General features: G+C 62.4%; 22 protein-coding genes. 15 read left to right on the forward strand and 7 right to left on the reverse strand.

The features are described from left to right. Nucleotides 1–3: 3 nt before the first annotated feature. From D3P04_RS00910 to D3P04_RS00925, 4 genes are all read left to right on the forward strand, one after another. Entirely contained in the window at nt 4–1,005 is a 1,002-nt protein-coding gene (locus D3P04_RS00910; RefSeq protein WP_119745583.1) for an ABC transporter substrate-binding protein, read from the forward strand. A gap of 182 nt (nt 1,006–1,187) precedes the next feature. Next, the gene (locus D3P04_RS00915) at nt 1,188–1,817 is read left to right on the forward strand and encodes a TetR family transcriptional regulator C-terminal domain-containing protein (protein WP_119744994.1); all 630 of its coding nucleotides are present in this window, start codon (nt 1,188–1,190) and stop codon (nt 1,815–1,817) included. Continuing rightward, a complete protein-coding gene (locus D3P04_RS00920; protein ID WP_119745585.1) occupies nt 1,814–2,206 on the forward strand; it encodes a RidA family protein in 393 nt (130 codons plus the stop codon). Before D3P04_RS00915 ends, D3P04_RS00920 begins: the two co-directional genes overlap by 4 nt. Before the next feature lie 11 nt (nt 2,207–2,217). Further along, complete coding sequence (locus D3P04_RS00925) at nt 2,218–2,541, forward strand: 2Fe-2S iron-sulfur cluster-binding protein (RefSeq protein WP_119744996.1); 324 nt, start codon at nt 2,218–2,220, stop codon at nt 2,539–2,541. 84 nt (nt 2,542–2,625) lie between these two features. Here the strand turns inward: D3P04_RS00925 and D3P04_RS00930 are convergent, their stop codons facing one another. Beyond that, nucleotides 2,626–3,411, reverse strand: a complete 786-nt coding sequence (locus tag D3P04_RS00930; protein WP_119744998.1) for a DeoR/GlpR family DNA-binding transcription regulator — start codon at nt 3,409–3,411, stop codon at nt 2,626–2,628. 144 nt (nt 3,412–3,555) lie between these two features. Between D3P04_RS00930 and phnD the strand changes: the two genes are divergently transcribed. The 4 genes from phnD to phnE (D3P04_RS00950) are packed head-to-tail and all read left to right on the forward strand — an operon-like array spanning nt 3,556 to nt 6,964. Continuing rightward, nucleotides 3,556–4,536: a phosphate/phosphite/phosphonate ABC transporter substrate-binding protein gene (gene phnD / locus D3P04_RS00935; protein WP_119745000.1), complete on the forward strand. Its 981-nt coding sequence runs from the start codon at nt 3,556–3,558 to the stop codon at nt 4,534–4,536. A gap of 60 nt (nt 4,537–4,596) precedes the next feature. After that, nucleotides 4,597–5,376, forward strand: coding sequence for a phosphonate ABC transporter ATP-binding protein (gene phnC, locus D3P04_RS00940; protein ID WP_119745002.1), 780 nt, complete (start codon nt 4,597–4,599; stop codon nt 5,374–5,376). Then, nucleotides 5,373–6,164, forward strand: a complete 792-nt coding sequence (gene phnE, locus D3P04_RS00945) for a phosphonate ABC transporter, permease protein PhnE (protein ID WP_119745004.1) — start codon at nt 5,373–5,375, stop codon at nt 6,162–6,164. The genes phnC and phnE (D3P04_RS00945) overlap by 4 nt, the downstream gene beginning before the upstream one ends. Beyond that, nucleotides 6,161–6,964, forward strand: coding sequence for a phosphonate ABC transporter, permease protein PhnE (gene phnE, locus D3P04_RS00950; RefSeq protein WP_119745006.1), 804 nt, complete (start codon nt 6,161–6,163; stop codon nt 6,962–6,964). The genes phnE (D3P04_RS00945) and phnE (D3P04_RS00950) overlap by 4 nt, the downstream gene beginning before the upstream one ends. A gap of 293 nt (nt 6,965–7,257) precedes the next feature. Here the strand turns inward: phnE (D3P04_RS00950) and D3P04_RS00955 are convergent, their stop codons facing one another. After that, a complete protein-coding gene (locus tag D3P04_RS00955; protein ID WP_119745587.1) occupies nt 7,258–7,902 on the reverse strand; it encodes a Vgb family protein in 645 nt (214 codons plus the stop codon). A gap of 10 nt (nt 7,903–7,912) precedes the next feature. Continuing rightward, complete coding sequence (locus D3P04_RS00960) at nt 7,913–9,133, reverse strand: HTH domain-containing protein (protein ID WP_119745008.1); 1,221 nt, start codon at nt 9,131–9,133, stop codon at nt 7,913–7,915. A gap of 91 nt (nt 9,134–9,224) precedes the next feature. On the opposite strand from D3P04_RS00960, the gene D3P04_RS00965 reads away from it, so the two are divergent. Beyond that, nucleotides 9,225–9,488: a hypothetical protein gene (locus D3P04_RS00965; protein ID WP_119745010.1), complete on the forward strand. Its 264-nt coding sequence runs from the start codon at nt 9,225–9,227 to the stop codon at nt 9,486–9,488. After that, nucleotides 9,485–10,174, forward strand: a complete 690-nt coding sequence (locus D3P04_RS00970) for a DUF899 domain-containing protein (RefSeq protein ID WP_119745012.1) — start codon at nt 9,485–9,487, stop codon at nt 10,172–10,174. The genes D3P04_RS00965 and D3P04_RS00970 overlap by 4 nt, the downstream gene beginning before the upstream one ends. Nucleotides 10,175–10,189: 15 nt before the next feature. On the opposite strand, the gene D3P04_RS00975 is transcribed toward D3P04_RS00970, so the two are convergent. After that, nucleotides 10,190–10,549, reverse strand: coding sequence for an ArsR/SmtB family transcription factor (locus D3P04_RS00975; protein WP_119745589.1), 360 nt, complete (start codon nt 10,547–10,549; stop codon nt 10,190–10,192). Between the two features lie 49 nt (nt 10,550–10,598). Between D3P04_RS00975 and D3P04_RS00980 the strand changes: the two genes are divergently transcribed. Then, a complete protein-coding gene (locus tag D3P04_RS00980; protein WP_119745014.1) occupies nt 10,599–11,045 on the forward strand; it encodes an SRPBCC family protein in 447 nt (148 codons plus the stop codon). 298 nt (nt 11,046–11,343) lie between these two features. Here D3P04_RS00980 and D3P04_RS00985 read toward each other — a convergent pair whose 3' ends face one another. Genes D3P04_RS00985 through exbB form a run of 3 tightly spaced genes read right to left on the reverse strand, consistent with a single transcriptional unit; the run spans nt 11,344 to nt 14,045 of the window. Then, the gene (locus D3P04_RS00985) at nt 11,344–12,231 is read right to left on the reverse strand and encodes a TonB family protein (RefSeq protein ID WP_119745016.1); all 888 of its coding nucleotides are present in this window, start codon (nt 12,229–12,231) and stop codon (nt 11,344–11,346) included. Then, entirely contained in the window at nt 12,228–12,746 is a 519-nt protein-coding gene (exbD, locus tag D3P04_RS00990) for a TonB system transport protein ExbD (protein WP_119745018.1), read from the reverse strand. Before exbD ends, D3P04_RS00985 begins: the two co-directional genes overlap by 4 nt. Before the next feature lie 3 nt (nt 12,747–12,749). Continuing rightward, entirely contained in the window at nt 12,750–14,045 is a 1,296-nt protein-coding gene (gene exbB / locus D3P04_RS00995) for a tonB-system energizer ExbB (protein ID WP_119745020.1), read from the reverse strand. 327 nt (nt 14,046–14,372) lie between these two features. Here exbB and D3P04_RS01000 point away from each other — a divergent pair, with 327 nt between their 5' ends. From D3P04_RS01000 to D3P04_RS01015, 4 genes are all read left to right on the forward strand, one after another. Then, nucleotides 14,373–15,362 (forward strand): M23 family metallopeptidase, encoded by a 990-nt coding sequence (locus tag D3P04_RS01000; RefSeq protein ID WP_119745022.1) that lies wholly within the window; start codon nt 14,373–14,375, stop codon nt 15,360–15,362. A 117-nt stretch (nt 15,363–15,479) separates the two neighbouring features. Then, the gene (locus D3P04_RS01005; RefSeq protein ID WP_119745024.1) at nt 15,480–15,803 is read left to right on the forward strand and encodes an ArsR/SmtB family transcription factor; all 324 of its coding nucleotides are present in this window, start codon (nt 15,480–15,482) and stop codon (nt 15,801–15,803) included. Then, complete coding sequence (locus D3P04_RS01010; protein ID WP_220475227.1) at nt 15,800–16,243, forward strand: SRPBCC family protein; 444 nt, start codon at nt 15,800–15,802, stop codon at nt 16,241–16,243. The genes D3P04_RS01005 and D3P04_RS01010 overlap by 4 nt, the downstream gene beginning before the upstream one ends. Continuing rightward, entirely contained in the window at nt 16,240–16,617 is a 378-nt protein-coding gene (locus tag D3P04_RS01015; protein WP_119745026.1) for a DoxX family protein, read from the forward strand. The genes D3P04_RS01010 and D3P04_RS01015 overlap by 4 nt, the downstream gene beginning before the upstream one ends. Nucleotides 16,618–16,637 lie beyond the last annotated feature (20 nt).

Here is a 16,637-nt window from a genome sequence, read left to right on the forward strand (position 1 = left end):
AGGATGATTTCCGCCCTTGGCGCAATCTGTGGCCTGCTGGTCGCCGGTGCCGCATGGGCGAATGACAAGGTGGTGCTGGGCACGAACTGGCTGGCACAGGGCGGTCATGGCGGGTTTTATCAAGCCGTTGCCGACGGCACCTATGAGAAATACGGGTTGGATGTCGAAATTCAGCCCGGCGGGCCTCAGGTGAATAATCGGCCGATGCTGGCGGCGGGGCGGCTGGATTTCCTGATCGCCGGCAATCTGTTGCTGTCCTTCGACAATGTTCGCAACGGCATTCCGACCAAGGTCGTCGCGGCCATCTATCAAAAGGATCCGCAGGCGCTTATGGCTCATAAGGGGCAGTATGAGGATTTCGCGGCACTGGCACAGGCTCCGGCGGTCCTGATGGGCAAGGATGGGCAATTCAGCTTCTGGCAATGGATGGTCGCGTCCAAGGGATTCCGGGACGAGCAGCTTCGGCCATATGGCTACAACCTCGCGCAGTTCCTGGGGGATGAGACAATGGTTCAGCAAGCCTATGGCACCGCCGAGCCGCTTTACGCCAAGGCCGAGGGGGCCGAGGTCGACACGTTCCTGCTGGCCGATCAGGGGTGGAATACCTATGGCGCCACGATCGAGACGCGGCAGGATCTGATCGACGAGAACCCGGATCTGGTGCAGCGCTTCGTCGATGCCTCGATCGAGGGCTGGTACAATTATCTCTATGGCGACCGCAGCGCGGCCTATGACGCCATCATCGCGGCCAATCCCGAAATGACGGTCGAGAAGCTGGACGCCGAAATGACGCAGTTCGAGTCGCTGGACATCATCGATACCGGCGATGCGCAGGAGAAAGGCATCGGCGCGCTGGATGAGGCGCGGATCGAGGCGTTCCACGATCTGGCCGTCGAGGCCGGGATCATCGAAGCCGGCAGCGTCGATCTGTCGATGGTTGCCGATAGCGCTTTCGTCAATCGCGGGACCGGCCTTGAGATCAAGGAAAAGCTGCGGGCCGAGTGAATGGTGGACCCATGGTGCCCGGCATCGGGGGCGCTGCCCCATCCGGCCCGGCCCGGCCGGATTCCTCCGGGATATTTGCATGAAGCAGAAGGGCATGCTGGTTTTGACTGGATGCGGTTATGTAGCATTGTCGGGAAAGATGGGCGGTTGTGCCGCAGGTAAAGCATGATTGGGAGCAGGTTATGACCACCGCGCAGAAGAAACGCCGCGAAATGCATATCGCCATCCGCGATGCCGCGATTCGCGAATTCGCCCGGAACGGCCTTGCCGGCACATCGACGCAGGTGATCGCGCAAAGCGCGGGGATCAGCAAGGCGCAGCTGCATTACTATATTTCCTCGAAGGAAGAGCTGTATCAGCAGGTGCTTGGCCATATCGTCAGGCAGTGGCGCGAGATTTTCTTTCTGTCGCCGACACGTGACGATCCGGCGACTGCGATCGCCACCTATATCGAGCGCAAGCTGCGGCATGCGCTGGAATATCCCGATATTTCCCGCCTTTTCGCCAATGAGATCGCGCGGGGCGCGCCCGAGATGGCCGGGCATTGGGAGGAATTGAAAGCCTCGGTCGACGAGGCGAGCGAGGTGATCCGGGGCTGGATAGAGGCCGGGATGCTGGCGCCGGTCGATCCGCTGCTTTTCCAGATCAACATGTGGGCGGTGACCCAGCATTACGCGGAATATGAAGCGCAGGCGCGTGTGTTGATGGACGTCCCGGACGGTGCGCCGCTGGATGCCGACCGGATCATTGCCGAGGCGACGGAATTGTTCCTTTTGCGTTGCGGCTTGCAGGGGCGGGGGCCGCGGCCATGAAATCTCTGGTTCCCGACAGGATGGCCGCGCCTTTCGGCAATTATTCGCATGGTGTCGCGGCAGGGGGAATGATCGTGACCTCGGGGCAGCTTGGGCTTGCCGCTGATGGAACGGTGCCGGATGGCGTGACCGCGCAGGCGGAACTGTGTTTCGCGAATATCCATGCCATTCTGGCCGAGGCCGGTGCCGATCTCTCGCATGTGCTGCGCTTTACGGCATTCGTGACGCGACGCGACGATATGGCCGCCTATATGGCGGTGCGCGATCGCTGGGTGCGGGGATTGAAGGTCAAACCGGCCTCTACCCTGCTGATCGTTGACGGCTTCACGCGGCCCGAATTTCTGGTCGAAGTCGAGGCAATGGCTCTTGTCCCGTCCAGCCCGAACTGAGGCGCCGCAACATGGTCGAGATCACCTTTGTCGAACCCGACGGCAGCAAGCGCGTCGTGGATGCCGTTGCCGGCCTGTCACTGATGGAAGCCGCCCGGAACGAAGGGGTGCGCGGGATCGAGGCCGAATGCGGCGGTGCCTGTTCCTGTTCGACCTGCCATGTCTATATCGCCGCCGATTGGATAGACCGGCTGCCCGGGATGTCGGCCCTCGAGGAAGACATGCTGGATTTTGCGTATGAGCCCGATCCGAGCGCATCGCGGCTGGCCTGCCAGATTACCGTGACAGACGATTTGCACGGTTTGCTGGTGAACATGCCTCAGCGGCAGGGCTGAGAGGGGTTTTCGCCATGGCGCGGGCGGATCCACCGGAATGGTCTGTCCGCCTGACCGGAACCGCCCTTTGATGGGCTTTGATCGCTAGGCTTCGATCACCTGCAGCTCTCCTCCTCCGGCCTGCCATGCTTTCGCGAAACCGGGATCGGGCAGGCGGTCGGTATAGATGGCGCGATCAGGGGCAGGGCCGGCGACGCGGTCGAGCTCGTTCCGGCCAAGCTTGCTGTGGTCGATCAGGAAGACCGACCGCGCCGCCTGCGCCATCATGGCGCGTTTGACATCGGCGAAACCGGGGATGGCCTCGCTGATGCCCTGATCGCTTGCCGCCGAGGCGCCGAGAAAGCAGCAATCGACATTGTGCCGGGCGATATATGCCGATGTGTCCGGGCCGATCACCGCCGCTTCCGGGGCAAGCAGATCGCCGGGGCATAGCCGCAGATAGATCTTCGGCGCCGGGCCAAGGATCATCGCGACCGGCAGGCTGTTGGTCACGATTTTCAGATTCAGATCCGCGACGGCGAGACAGCGGGCAAGCGCGATGGTAGAGGCGCCCGCGTCGATCATCAGGGATGCGCCATCGGCGATCTGACGGACGGCGAAGCGGGCGATGCGTTCGCGTTCCTCGACCCGTGATGTCTGTCGCTCGTCGAGGCTGGGCTGGCTTTCCGGTATCCGCGCCGAAGCGCCGCCATGCGCGCGGTCGAGTTCCCGCGCCTCGTTCATCTCCTGCAGATCGCGGCGGATGGTTTCGGTGGAGACGCCGAATTGCTCGGCCAGTTCAGTCACGCGCACATGCGGCTTCCAGCGCAGTTCCATCAGGATCTGTGCCCTGCGCTCTGATTTGCGTATGCGTTCGGGCACCGAGTTCATCTGCCAGGTCCCTTTTCTGGTGATTCATGCCTGTTTCGCAGATTTATGTGACAATTTTGTTGCAATAGCCACAGGTTTATGTTGGAAATCCCAATAAGGGGCTGTGTAACTCTGGTTGTGCCAGCCCGAGGAGGAGGTTTCATCATGTTCAGTCCCGACAAATATCTTGGTGCCGCGGTTTTCGTTGCGCTGGCCTTCGGCTCTGCGGCGAATGCGCAGGATTGCCCCGATCACGGGGAACTCGACCCGATCTACTGCGATTCCGACGGCGATCTGGTGGCGGATGCCCCGACCGACGAAAGCGAACTGGTCGATCCCGATACGCTGGTCTTTGCCTATACGCCGGTCGAGGATCCGGCGGTCTATGAGGATATCTGGGATCCGTTCATCGAGCATCTTTCCGAGGTGACCGGCAAGAAGGTGCAGTTCTTTGCCGTGCAGTCCAACTCGGCCGAGGTCGAGGCGATGCGCTCGGGCCGCCTGCATATCGCCGGTTTTTCCACTGGCCCGACGCCCTTTGCCGTCAATCTGGCCGGTGCGGTGCCTTTCGCATTGATGGGTTCGGATGACGGCCGTTTCGGCTATACCCTGCAGGTCTTTACGCAGGCCGACAGCGATATCCAGGAAATGTCCGATCTGGCGGGAAAGCGGGTCGCGCATACCTCGCCGACCTCGAATTCCGGCAACCAGGCGCCGCGGGCGCTGTTCCCCGCGCTTGGCGTTGTTCCGGATGAGGATTACGAAGTGACCTATTCGGGTTCGCATGACCAGTCCATGCTGGGCGTTGTCGCGGGCGATTACGATGCGGCACCCGTCGCGTCCGAGGTCGTCGATCGGATGGCCGAGCGCGGGCTTTACGATCCCGCCGATGTCCGCGTCATCTGGGAAAGCGAACCTTTCCCGACGACCTCTTATACCTATGCCCATAATCTGGCGCCGGAATTGAAGGAGAAGATCGAAGAGGCATTCTTCAGCTTCGATTTCGCCGGCACCGCCCTGGGTGAGGAATTCGAGGGGGTCAGCAAGTTCATCCCCATCACCTATAACGACCAATGGGCGGTGATCCGCGAGATTCAGCAGGCTAACGGCGTTTCCTACACGCCCGAAGACCTTGCCGCCGAATAAGCCTGCCGTTCCGATCTTTTCCCTGCCCGGCTTCTGGCCGGGCCATTCCGGAGGGCTGCCATGCTCAGGATCACCGATCTGGTCAAACGTTATGCGGGCGGTGACCCGGTTCTCAAGAATCTCGACCTGACTGTGGAAGGCGAAAGCGTCGTTTCCATCATCGGGTCTTCCGGGGCCGGTAAAAGCACGCTTTTGCGCTGTATCAACAAACTGGTCGAGCCAAGCTCGGGAAGCATTGTCCTGAACGGCATGGAACTGACCACGCTGAAAGGGCGCAAGCTGCGCGAGGCCCGCCGCAAGATCGGCATGGTGTTTCAGGGCTTCAATCTTGTCGACCGCCTGACGGTGATGGAGAATGTGCAATCCGGCAGGCTTGGCTATATCTCGACATGGTCGGCGATCAGCCGCAGATATCCGAAACAGGATATCCGCCGCGCCTATGAACTGATGGAGCGGGTCGGCATTGCCCATTATGCCGACAAGCGCGCCGACGAGCTTTCCGGTGGCGAGCGTCAGCGGGTCGGCGTGGTGCGGGCATTGATGCAGGAGCCCGAGATTCTGCTGGCGGATGAACCGACCGCGTCGCTGGATCCGAAGACCTCGGAGCAGATCATGCAGTTGCTGCGCGATCTGGCGCGTGAATTGTCACTACCGGTGCTGATCAATATCCACAACGTGGCTGAGGCGCGGCAATATACGGACCGTATCGTCGGCATGCGCTATGGCCGGATCATCTTCGACGGCCCCCCGGCGGAACTCGATGAAACGGCGATGGACCGGATCTATTCCGGCAGCCCCGCCGCCGACCGCGCCTCCCCACAACCGGAGCCCGTATCATGAGCGCGACGCGGGACAGTTGGCGCAAACCGCCGATGATCGCCAATCCGGTCCTGCGCTGGGTCACGATCCTTGGGATTTTCGCCTATATTCTCTGGTCCGTCGCGACGCTGCCCATCGACTGGCAGAGGGTTGCCGAGGGACTGGTGCGGGCGCAGCGGATATTCAGCGGCGCCATCCCGCCCAGCTTCGAGCGCAGCGGGCTGCTGATCGACGGGTTTCTTGAAAGCCTGAAGATCGCGATTCTGGCAACATTCGGCGGCGTGCTGCTGTCGATCCCGATCGCCTTCATGGCGGCGGGAAATATCGCCCCGCGCCCGATCTTCTATCTTGGCCGCGCGATCATCATCCTAGCCCGCAGCTTTCATCCGGTCATCGTCGCCATCATTTTCGTCAAGGCCGTGGGTTTCGGCCCGCTGGCCGGTGTTCTGACATTGATCATCTATTCCATCGGTTTTGTCGCGAAGATGCTGGCCGAGCGGATCGAAGAGATCGATTTCGGTCAGGTAGAGGCAATGCGCGCCGCCGGGGCGTCGTTCCTGCCGACCCTGTTCTACGCCATCTTTCCACAGATCCTGCCGCGCCAGATCGGGCTGACGATCTACCAGCTTGACAGCAACCTGCGTGCCTCGGCCGTTGTCGGCATCGTGGGGGCAGGGGGGATCGGCGCCACTCTGGCCAATGCCTTCGGGCGCTATGATTACGATTTCGCGCTGGCCATCACCATGGTCATCATCGGCGTGATCCTTATCAGCGAGGCCGTCAGCGGCCAGATCAGGAAACGGATATGAGCTTGCCGGATATGGACCGCGACGACTGGAGCCGCTTTACCACGCGTCAGCGGCTGACGCGCTATGGCAGCCTGATCGTCACATTGCTGGTCATCGCCTGGTCGGTGAGCAGTATCGATGTCATCTGGGCCTGGGTATGGGATGCGCCCAGCCAGATGGGAGATCTGCTGGCCCGGATGTTTCCCCCCGATCCGCGCAATCTGCCGAACATCCTTCAGGTCTTGTGGGAAACCGTCAATATCGCCACGATCGCGACGTTTTTCGCGGTGCTGATCTCGCTTCCCGTCGCTTATCTGGCGGCGCGGAATACCACACCCAACCTTGCGACGCTTTGGCTGGGCCGGTTCATTCTGGTATCGTCACGCTCGATCAACACGATCATCTGGGCGCTGCTGTTCGTTGCCATTTTCGGCCCCGGTGTGGTGGCGGGGATCGTGGCAATCATGTTCCGTTCGGTCGGTTTCATCGGCAAATTGCTGGGCGAGGCAATCGAGGAGATCGACCGTCGCCCGGTCGAGGCGCTTGAGGCGACGGGGGCATCGCGCCTCAAGGTGATCGTCTATGCCATCGTGCCGCAGGTCATGCCGACTTTCTGGGCGGTCAGTATCCTGCGCTGGGATATCAATCTGCGCGAATCCACCGTGCTGGGTCTGGTCGGGGCGGGCGGTATCGGGATCATCCTGCAAGGTGCCATAGACACATTCAACTGGCCCGAGGTGGCGATGGTCCTGCTGGCCATCCTTGCCCTCGTCATCCTGGGAGAGATCGCCTCGGCCATGATACGCCGCCGTATCCTGTAGGCATCATCCTGTAGGCATCCGTCCGGGATATGAAAGACGCCATGGCGGGCCGCCGGACATGTCCACCAGCGGGACTGCCCTGCCGGAAACGGTGGGAGGTGAACCTTGAGAGCCGGGCGTATTGACGTAGGGACGCTGGTTATTTGCGTCCCGCGAGGGCCGGGGGCGCTGCCCCCGGACCCCCGAGGTATTTGTTCAAAGAAGAAGGGGAAGCGAGTCCGAGCGGGCACGACACGCTCTGGATCGTGGGAGCGGGGGCAGAATAGCAGGCCGGTGGAATATTCCGTCCGGTATTATTTCGCAGGGATATTCGCCTTTCCGGGGCGGCGGACAACCTTGAGCTTTCCGCCGCCGCTGCCGCAGAAGAACCGTTCATCGCCATCCGATTCCAGCCCCGAGACTCCGACACCTGCCGGCATTTCCAGCTGTTCCAGCACCTTGCCGGTCCCGGAGTCGATGCGCCGGATATCGCTTTTCCCTTCCTGCCATGTGCCATGCCATAATTCCCCGTCGACCCAGGTGACGCCGGTGACGAAGCGGTCGGATTCGATGACGCGCAGCACCGCCCCGCTATCGGGATCGACCTGATGGATTCTGCAGCCACGGTGCTGGCCGACCCAAAGCATGCCCTCGGCCCATGCCAGCCCGGAATTGCCACCTTCCGGGGCCGGGATCGTGCCCAGTACCTTGCCGTTTTGAGGATCGATCCTGCGGATGACCGGCCCGGCGATCTGATACAGATGCGTGCCGTCGAAGGCGGTTCCGGCATCCGCTGGAATTTCCAGCGCGCGCAGAACCGTTCCGCTGTTGGGATCAAGCGCGTTCAGCCGGTCGCCGCTGGCGAACCAGACCTGATGCCCGTCGAAGGTGACGCCATGCACATCTTCGACGCCATGAAAGGGACCATATTCGCGGATGATTTCAGCCATATGTTTCATGAAACCCATCCTATCCTTTCGGCAGGAGAACCGGGAGTAACAAACTTGTCGGGAAACCCGGCACGTTTCGCACGATCCAGCGGCGCGCCCTGCCATGGCCGAACCAATCGACCCGCCCTGCCTCTTTCAGGGCCTCGAGCCCGCGCAGCACGGTCCGGGGGCTGACATCCAGAGCCAGCGCCAGCGCCGAACTCGACCAGGTCTCGCCATCGGCAAGCAGCGCCAGCAGCGCGGCATGTTCCCCCTCGACCGGTGGGGTGAGTACGGCGATCTTCCGTGCGCCGCGGGGCTCCAGCACGAAACCCCGGCCGGTCGCCTTCACCCCGGCCAGAGGTTTTATTAGTCCGCGCAACCGCCCGATCTCGACCCGCAGCCTTGCGCGATGCGATTCGTCCACATGGCGCGCGCGAAAGGCATGTAAAAGCAGCGCCTCGCGCGAGGCGTCGCGGGGCCAGGCTTCGGCCAGTTTGCGCAGCAGGGCAAGCAGCACCGGGCGCCCGGCAAGCGGGATCACAGTCGCGCCGCATCGCAGGACATTGCGGCAGATATCGACAAGCAGCATATCCGTGGCGATCAGGGTTTCCACCTTGGCCAGATCCAGCAGCCGGTCACCCCCGTTTTCGATGAGTCGCGCAGCCGGGGCATCGAATGCGGCGCGCGCCTGCGCCACCTCGGCCGCCAGCGCGGAGATACCCGTTTCACGCGCGGTCTGAGCAGCCCGGTCCAAAGCCGCCCGCGCATCCCGGGCCCGGATGCGCCGCATGGCGATGCCCGCCGCAACCAGCCAATAGCCGGGACGCGACGCTGCGGGCAGGGCCTTGGTTTCCAGGGTATTGCAACGTTGTTCGGCATCATCGAGACGCCCGGTCAAAAGCAGCAGCCGGGCCTGAAGACAGGCGGCATGGGCGGCATTCGCCCGGTCGGCATGCGCCTCCAGCACCGCCTGCGCCGTGCCAAGCGCCCGCAACGCGGTGACCAGATCGCGCGTAACCAATGCGATCTCGGCGCCGGCAAGAATGCAGCGGGCGCGGGCCACGGGTTCCCTTGCGCCAAACCCGCGCGCGGCCGCCTGCAACAATTCCCGCGCCCGCGCCAGATCGCCCAGTTGCGCCATGGCGGTGCCGCGCAGCGCCAGCGCGGGCGGGTCGTCGCGCAGGGAGATCCGCTTCAGTGCCGACAGCGCGTCACCCCCGGCCAGAGACTGCGCCGCAGAGGCAATCAGCCTGTCCATCGAAATCCCGTCATGCTTGTTACTCTCACCCGGTTTCCGTCCTGTCGTAGATTTACCCCGATTCAGCAGATCATCGGATGGAGGGTGAAAAATGACAACGCTTTCGACGGCAGGAACACCCGGCGCGGCAGATTGGCTGACCCTTGCGGCTATGCCGGGCTTCGCCCTCATGGCCGGGATCACCTCGATGGATGTGAATGCGCTCTGCCTGTCTGATCCGGGCATGCTGCCGATGAATGGCATGACCACGATGTATCTGCTGATGAGCCTGTTTCACCTGCCGCCCTGGCTAAGACTGATGTCGGGCCGAAAGGGAACAGGCTGTCACGGCAACCCTACAGGAGACCGATCATGACACCTCCCGTCGTCTCACGCGAAGACTGGCTGACGGCCCGCAAGGTGCTGCTGGCCAAAGAGCGCGACATGACCCATCAGCTTGACGCGTTGCGCGCCGAGCGCAGGCGGATGCCCTGGGTCCATATCGACAAACCCTATCGTTTCGAAGGCTCCAAGGGCGAATGCGGGCTTGGCGATCTTTTCGGTGACCGCGATCAGCTTGCCATCTATCACTTCATGCTGACGCCGGGATCGGATCATATCTGCTCTGGCTGCTGTTTCGTCGCGGATCATATCGATGCGGCCCGGCAGCATTTCGAGCAGGCGGATCTGGCCTTCGCGGCGGTTTCCCGCGCGCAGCTTCAGCAGATCGAAAAGGTCAGGCGGCGGATGGGCTGGAGCTTTCCGTGGGTTTCGTCGGGGGATGGCGATTTCAACTATGATTTCGGCGTTTCCTTCACCAGTGCGGACCGCGCCGCCGGCAGGGCCATCTACAATTACGGCCTGGTCATTCAGAACAGCCCGGACATGTTCGGGATCAGCATTTTCACAAAGGATCGCGAAGGGGCGATCTTTCACAGCTATTCAACCTATCATCGCGGTGTCGAGCTGGTGATGGGCGCGTTCAACTGGCTTGACCTGACCCCAAAGGGCCGCAATGAAAACGGCACGATGAGCTGGCTGAAGCTGCATGACGAATACTGAACCGGATGGGCCGCGCTATTCCGGCAGGACCCTGTCCCGGTCCTGCCGCTGCGGGTTTTCCGATTCCTGCCTGATTTCGCTGAGCATATTGACCGCATAGGCGGCGTATCGGCCGATCCAGCGTTCGTTCAGGGCATGGATGGGCAGGGCGTCGAGATGATTCCATCTTTCGCGCCCCCGCCTTTCGACGATGAGCAATCCGGCCGTTTCCAGCACCCGCAGATGTTGCATGACCGTGCAGCGGTCCAGTTGCGGCAATGCCTCGCACAGCTCGCCGGTGGTTTTCGGCCCCGCCTTCAGCAGGTCCAGCAATTGCCGGCGTGCCCGGTGCCCCAGCGCCTTGAACAGCGCGTCATCCTGATCTTCGATTGACATGTTATAATTATATAACATAATAGAGTTCAAGACAAGGAGAATCATTGCCATGGAACTGAAATTCACAGTCAGCGGCCGGATATCGAAGCCGGTCGACGAGGTGTTCGAAACCGTCGTGAACCCGGACACGCTATCGAAATTCTTCACCACCGGCGGCGCGAAGGGCCGTCTGGCCACCGGCGCCGAGGTGACCTGGGATTTCCATGATTTCCCCGGAGCCTTTCCGGTACTGGTGCAAGAGGTCGTGCCCAACGAACGGATCGTCCTGCAATGGGAAGTCGAGGGCAGTCCCGACAGCTGGACCACTGTGACCATGACCTTCCAGCCGCTGGAGGACGGGCGCACATTGGTGCGGATCAGCGAATATGGCTGGCCCGATACCGAGATCGGCCTGAAGGGTTGCCTGGGCAATTGCGAGGGCTGGACCGGTATGATTTGCGCGATGAAGGCGTGGATGGAACACGGTATCAACCTGCGCGACGGTTTCTACAAATAGCTTCGATCGCCAATCTGCCGTCCGGCCGGGAGGAAATGTTTCTGTCGAACCCGGCGGTTTCGGGGGTTTTCTACCCTATAGCGTGTCGTGCTGAATCGGAGACGCTGGTGACTTGCGTCCCGCGATGGCCGGGGGCGCTGCCCCCTGGACCCCCGAGGTATTTGGACAAAGAAGAAGCAGAAGGGGAGAAACCGGGCCGGGGAAGCCGTGGTCTGATTGAGGCCACCGCCGGGAAATCTGACGGGACGGATCAGAAGGGCCGCCCCGCGCGGCATGCGTGCGGGGCGGGTGGGGCCGGTTATTGGGCAATCCGGATCGGCAGCGCGAAGCTATAGGACGCGTCGGTCAACCCGGCCGGGGCAGGGGGGCAGCGACCGGCGCGCTGTGCCGCTTGCAATGCCGCCTGATCCAGTTCGGGCAGACCGGAAGACCCGGCCACGCCCTGGACCTGCACAGTGCCGCTGCGCGATACCGCCAATGCCAGCGTGACGGTGCCGCCGCTGCGGACTCCGCGCGGCAGGCGCGCCCGCCGCTGGATGCAGGCGCCGATGCTGCCGCCCCATTGCTGAAGCAGATTTGCTTCCTGCTGCTGGCTGATGCCGCTGGCCCCCTGTCCGGCTGCGCCCTGCGGGGCCTGCTGGCCCGCCGGCTGCGGGGCGGGTTGCTGCTGCGGTTCCGGCGCCTGCTGCGTCTGGCGCTGCGGTTCCGGTTCGCGGCGGGGTTCGGGCTCTGGCTGCGGCTCGGGTTCCGGCTCTGGCTCGGGCGGGCGGCGCATCGGGCGGGTCGACGCGCTGAGCGTCAGTTCCGGAGTCGATTCCACCTCGGGCGGAGTCATTTCCTCCTCCTGCGGTTCGGGAAACAACTCGCTGAAATCCTCGATCGGCTCCAGCTCCTGGATCGGCGGCAGTTCGACAGCTTCGGGCTCAGGCTCCGGCTCGGGCTCCGGTTCCGGCTCGGCCTCGGGTTCTTCGGTCTCTTCCACCGTCTGTTCGGCGGCGGGGGCCTCTGCCGGTTCCGGAGCCGGCATCAGGTCGACAAAGACCGGTTCGGGCAGACCCGGAGGGGCAGCCGCTTCGGCCTGACGGGTGATCCAGACCCCAAAGGCGATATGCGCGGCCAGAACCAGAACACCTACGGCGCCCCATAACGCGGCTTCGCGCGTGATGACAGAGGCGCGTTCGCTCATGGCGCGGCCGCTCCGTCAGACTCGGCGGATGGTGCAGGGGCGGCTGCATCCGGGGTCGTCGCGGCGGGCGCGGCGCCTTCGGGTGCGGCGCCCGCCGCGCCGTTTTCCAGACCGACCAGCGCGATCTTCAGGTAGCCGGTGTCACGCATCGTATTCATCACCTCCATCAGATCGCCATAGGGCACCTCCTTGTCGGCGCGCAGGAAGATACGTTCTTCCTTGTTGCTTTCGGTCACCGCGTCCAGCGCCTGTCCCAGACGGGCTACCGGCACGTCGTCATTCCCGATATTCAGCGTCATGTCGGGTTTCACCGTCACATAGACCGGCTGATCGGGGCGCTGCTGCGGGGTTGCGTTCGAGACCGGCAGATCGACATTTACATCCACCGTCGCCAGCGGTGCAGCGACCATGAAGATGATCAGCAGCACCAGCATGACGTCGATGAAGGGCGTGACGTTGATCTCATGATTCTCGACCAGATCATCGCCTTGGGATTCGCGGATACCGCCAGCCATGGCCTAGGCCTCCGTTGCCGGTGCCGCGGCTGGCGTGATGCCACGGAAATCCAGATCGCGGCTGACCAGACGGCGCACGCCGGCGGCGGCATTCGCGAGACGCAGGCGATAGCCGGCAATGGCGCGGGCGAAGACGTTATAGATGACCACGGCGGGAATGGCGGCGATAAGGCCCAGAGCGGTGGCCAGCAGCGCCTCGGCGATACCCGGCGCCACGACGGCAAGATTCGTGGTCTGCGCCTCGGAGATGCCGATGAAGCTGTTCATGATCCCCCAGACGGTCCCGAACAGACCGACGAAGGGCGCGGTCGAGCCGATTGTGGCAAGAATGCCGGTTCCACGCGCCATGCCGCGGCCGGCAACGGCCTCGATCCGTTCGAGATGCGAATCGACACGCTCCTTGATCCCGTCATTGCCCGCCCGATCGAAGGCCGGGGCCGACTGGTCGTATTCCTGCGATGCGGCGCGGATCATGCGAGAGACGGGATCGCGGCGACGAGCGGCTGCGGCAAGTGCGGCGGGCAGGTTGGCAGAGCGTCCGATGCGGTTGATACCCGACTGGACATTCGCACCCGCGCGCCACAGTTCCAGCAGCTTCACCACAAAGACCGTCCATGTGACGATCGAGGCAAAGGCCAGGCCGATCATCACCGCCTTCACCACCCAGTCGGCGGCCAGGAACATGCCGACGGGCGACAGGTCATGTGGCAAATTCGGGTCACGCTCGGGCGTGTTCAGGATGGGGGCCAGCGCGTCATGAATGGATTGCGGCAGGAAGCCGGGAGCCTCGGCCGGTTCTTCTGTGGCGGGCGCTTCCACAGCTGGGGTGTCAGTGGTCGGGGCATTTGCGGCCGAGGCATTTGCGGCCGGGGCATCTGCGGCCGGGGTGCCGGCTGCCGGAGCCTCTGTTTCGGTTCCCGTTTCGGCGGCGGGCGCATCTGCGGCTGGCGCTTCGGTCGCCGGCGTCTCTGCTCCGGTATCCGTGTCGCCGTCGGTTGCCGCGTCAGCCGGGATTTCGGCTTCCGCTGCAGGTGTTTCCGTTTCGCCAGAGCCGGCGTCAGCCTCATCTGCGGCTTCGGCCCCGGTTGAGCCTGCCCCTGCGTCATCGGCCTGGGTCCCGGTCGTCTCGCCTGCGGGGGCCGCCGCTTCGGGCGTTTCGGCCTCAGGCGTTGTCTGGGCCTGCGTTTCGGTCTGCGGAGCAGCCGGAGTGGTATCCTGCGCAAGGCCGGGCGCTGCGATCAGGCAGGCAAGCGTTGCAACGATCCCCGCGCTCAAACGCGGCAGCGGTTTATGGTTCATGACGTTCCTTGTCTCTTTCCCGCATTCGGACTTGCCGCAGGCTGTCGGGATAAAGGCGGCCTTGAGGCAACCCTAACCCTGGCGCGACTCGGGCCGGGTATCGAACGTCGGGGTAAAATTGTCAACTATTGCTCTGAGGGAATATCTGCCGGGCACGGCCGTCATCCCGCTGGATATCTTCGGCTGCGGCGGAGGCTGCGGCGGAAAAATGCATAAATTTCCCACATGCAGAAGTTCAGCTTGACAGTGGCGAAGGGAAGGCTGCGAGTCGCCGGTGTTATGCGCTGACAATGCCGGAATTGGGCCTCTCGATGGAAAGGGACGGAAATGAATCGCTGGACGCTTTTGATCGGAGTTCTTGCGCAAGCTGGCGCCGCCTTGTCTGCGCAGGCTGACCCGCTCTCTGCGGGACAGCAGGTGTCGGAAGCGTTCTTGCGCGGTGATGTCGAATCCGTCTGGACGAGATCGACGCCCGACATGCAGGAAGCCTTCGGCTCGATCGACGACCTGACCTCGCTGCAGGACGGCTTGCTGAGCGATTTAGGTACCGAGGAAGCAGTCCTGTCCGAGCGCGTGGAAAAGCAGGCGGGCCATGATGTCTTTACCCGTCTTTCGCGCTGGACCGACGCTCCGGCATTGATAGAGATTGTCATAGCTTTTGACGATGCCGAGCATATTGCCGGTTTCTATGTAAGACCGCAGCCTGTTGCTGCCGACAGTCCGTATCTGAATTACGAGACAAAGGCGCAAATGCGCTTGCCGGTGGATGGCGAGTGGTATGTTTACTGGGGTGGGCGCAGTCTCGAAGATAATTATCACGCCGTCGATATGGGACAGCGTTTCGCGCTGGACCTTCTTGTCCTGGAAGACGGAGAGAGCCATGACGGTGATGATCCGAATAATCTGGAAAGTTATCATTGTTGGGGCCGCCCAATCCTTGCTCCGGCGGGCGGAATTGTTGCCGGCGTCGTGGATGGGTTGCCCGATCAGGCGATAGGAAGCACCGATCCGGGAAATCCAGCCGGAAATCATGTGGTGATCGACTTCGGCAATGACGAATACGGGTTTCTTGCGCATCTCAGGCAGAACAGCGTGCGCGTTGCCAAGGGCGATCATGTGGTGCCGGGCCAGGAGATTGGCAGGTGTGGCAACAGCGGCAATACATCCGAGCCACATCTGCATTTCCACCTGCAAACAGGCCCAGGTCTTGGCCAAGGGAAAGGCCTGCCTGCGCAGTTCACGGATTATCGGGCAAACGGCGTGGTAATCCACCGGGGCGAGCCGAGAAAAGGAGAAATCATTCAGCCGGTCAAGTGACTGCAAACTCCCACGCAGAGGCGTCATATGGGATCGCACAAATCGCCGCGACCGCTGCCGGTTGACACCAATAACCATTCGGTTATATGAATTCCATAGCCAAACGGTTATGGAATAATGACTCAGTTCCGGAACGAAGTTTTCAGATCCCTTGCCGACCCGACGCGCCGGGCGATTTTCGAGCGGCTGTGCCGCGACGGTGCGCAATCGGTCAGCACCATCACTGCGCAGGCGGCAATCTCGCAACCGGCGGTTTCGAAGCATCTGCGCATCCTGAAAGGCTCTGGCCTGGTGCAGGGGACCATTCATGGGCGCGAGACATTGTACCGGGCCGATGTCGCGGCGCTGGCGCCGTTGCAGGGCTGGGTGCGTGAGATGACCGGCTTCTGGGACGAGAAATTCGACAAGCTTGAAAACCTGCTGAAACGGATGGACAGATGATGGATGAACACAGGGGCGAGGGTTCCGTCGTGGTCGAGCGCGAGTTTCGCTGCAGGCCGGATTTGCTTTGGAGAGCACTGACCGAGCCGCATCTGATCGCGGAATGGCTGATGCAGAACGATTTTCTGCCGCAGATGGGGCATCGTTTCAGCCTGACTGCGGATTGGGGCAGCGTGTCCTGCGAAGTGCAGGTCGTCGAGCCGAATGAAAAGCTGTCCTATCGCTGGGATACGAAGGATCTCCGCAGCCTGGTGACCTGGACGCTTGTGCCGACCGCGGCGGGCACGCTGTTGCGGATGGAACAGGTCGGGTTCCAGCCTCAGCAGACCGCATATCACCGGGGCGCAATGGCAGGCTGGCCGCGTTTTCTGGACGCGCTGGAGAAAGTCGTGGCCGGGATCACCGCCACCGGATCGTCAGCACAGGGAGAAGGGCAATGAATATCATCCTTTGGGTTTTGCAGGTCGCTCTGGCGATACATACGGCGATAGGTGCCTTCTGGAAATTCTCGAATTCCATAGAGATGGTGCCGTCGCTGAAGGCGATGCCGAATAGTGTCTGGATGTCGCTGATCGGCATCGAGCTGCTCTGCGCTGCAGGGCTGGTCCTGCCCGCGATCAACCGGCAATGGGGCATGCTGGTGCCGCTGGCGGCGATCATTATCGCGCTGGAGATGGTGCTGTTCACCATCCTTCACCTGCGCTCTGGCCAGACCACGCAAGGAGAGATCATCTACTGGCTCTGCGTCGCGGCGGTCTGTCTCGTCATCGCCTATGGACGAAGCTTTGTCGCGCCGCTGGGGGCGGCGGCATAAACAGGGCTATCGGCGGGGAG

This window comes from Paracoccus onubensis (assembly GCF_003591515.1).
Classification (GTDB): domain Bacteria; phylum Pseudomonadota; class Alphaproteobacteria; order Rhodobacterales; family Rhodobacteraceae; genus Paracoccus; species Paracoccus onubensis.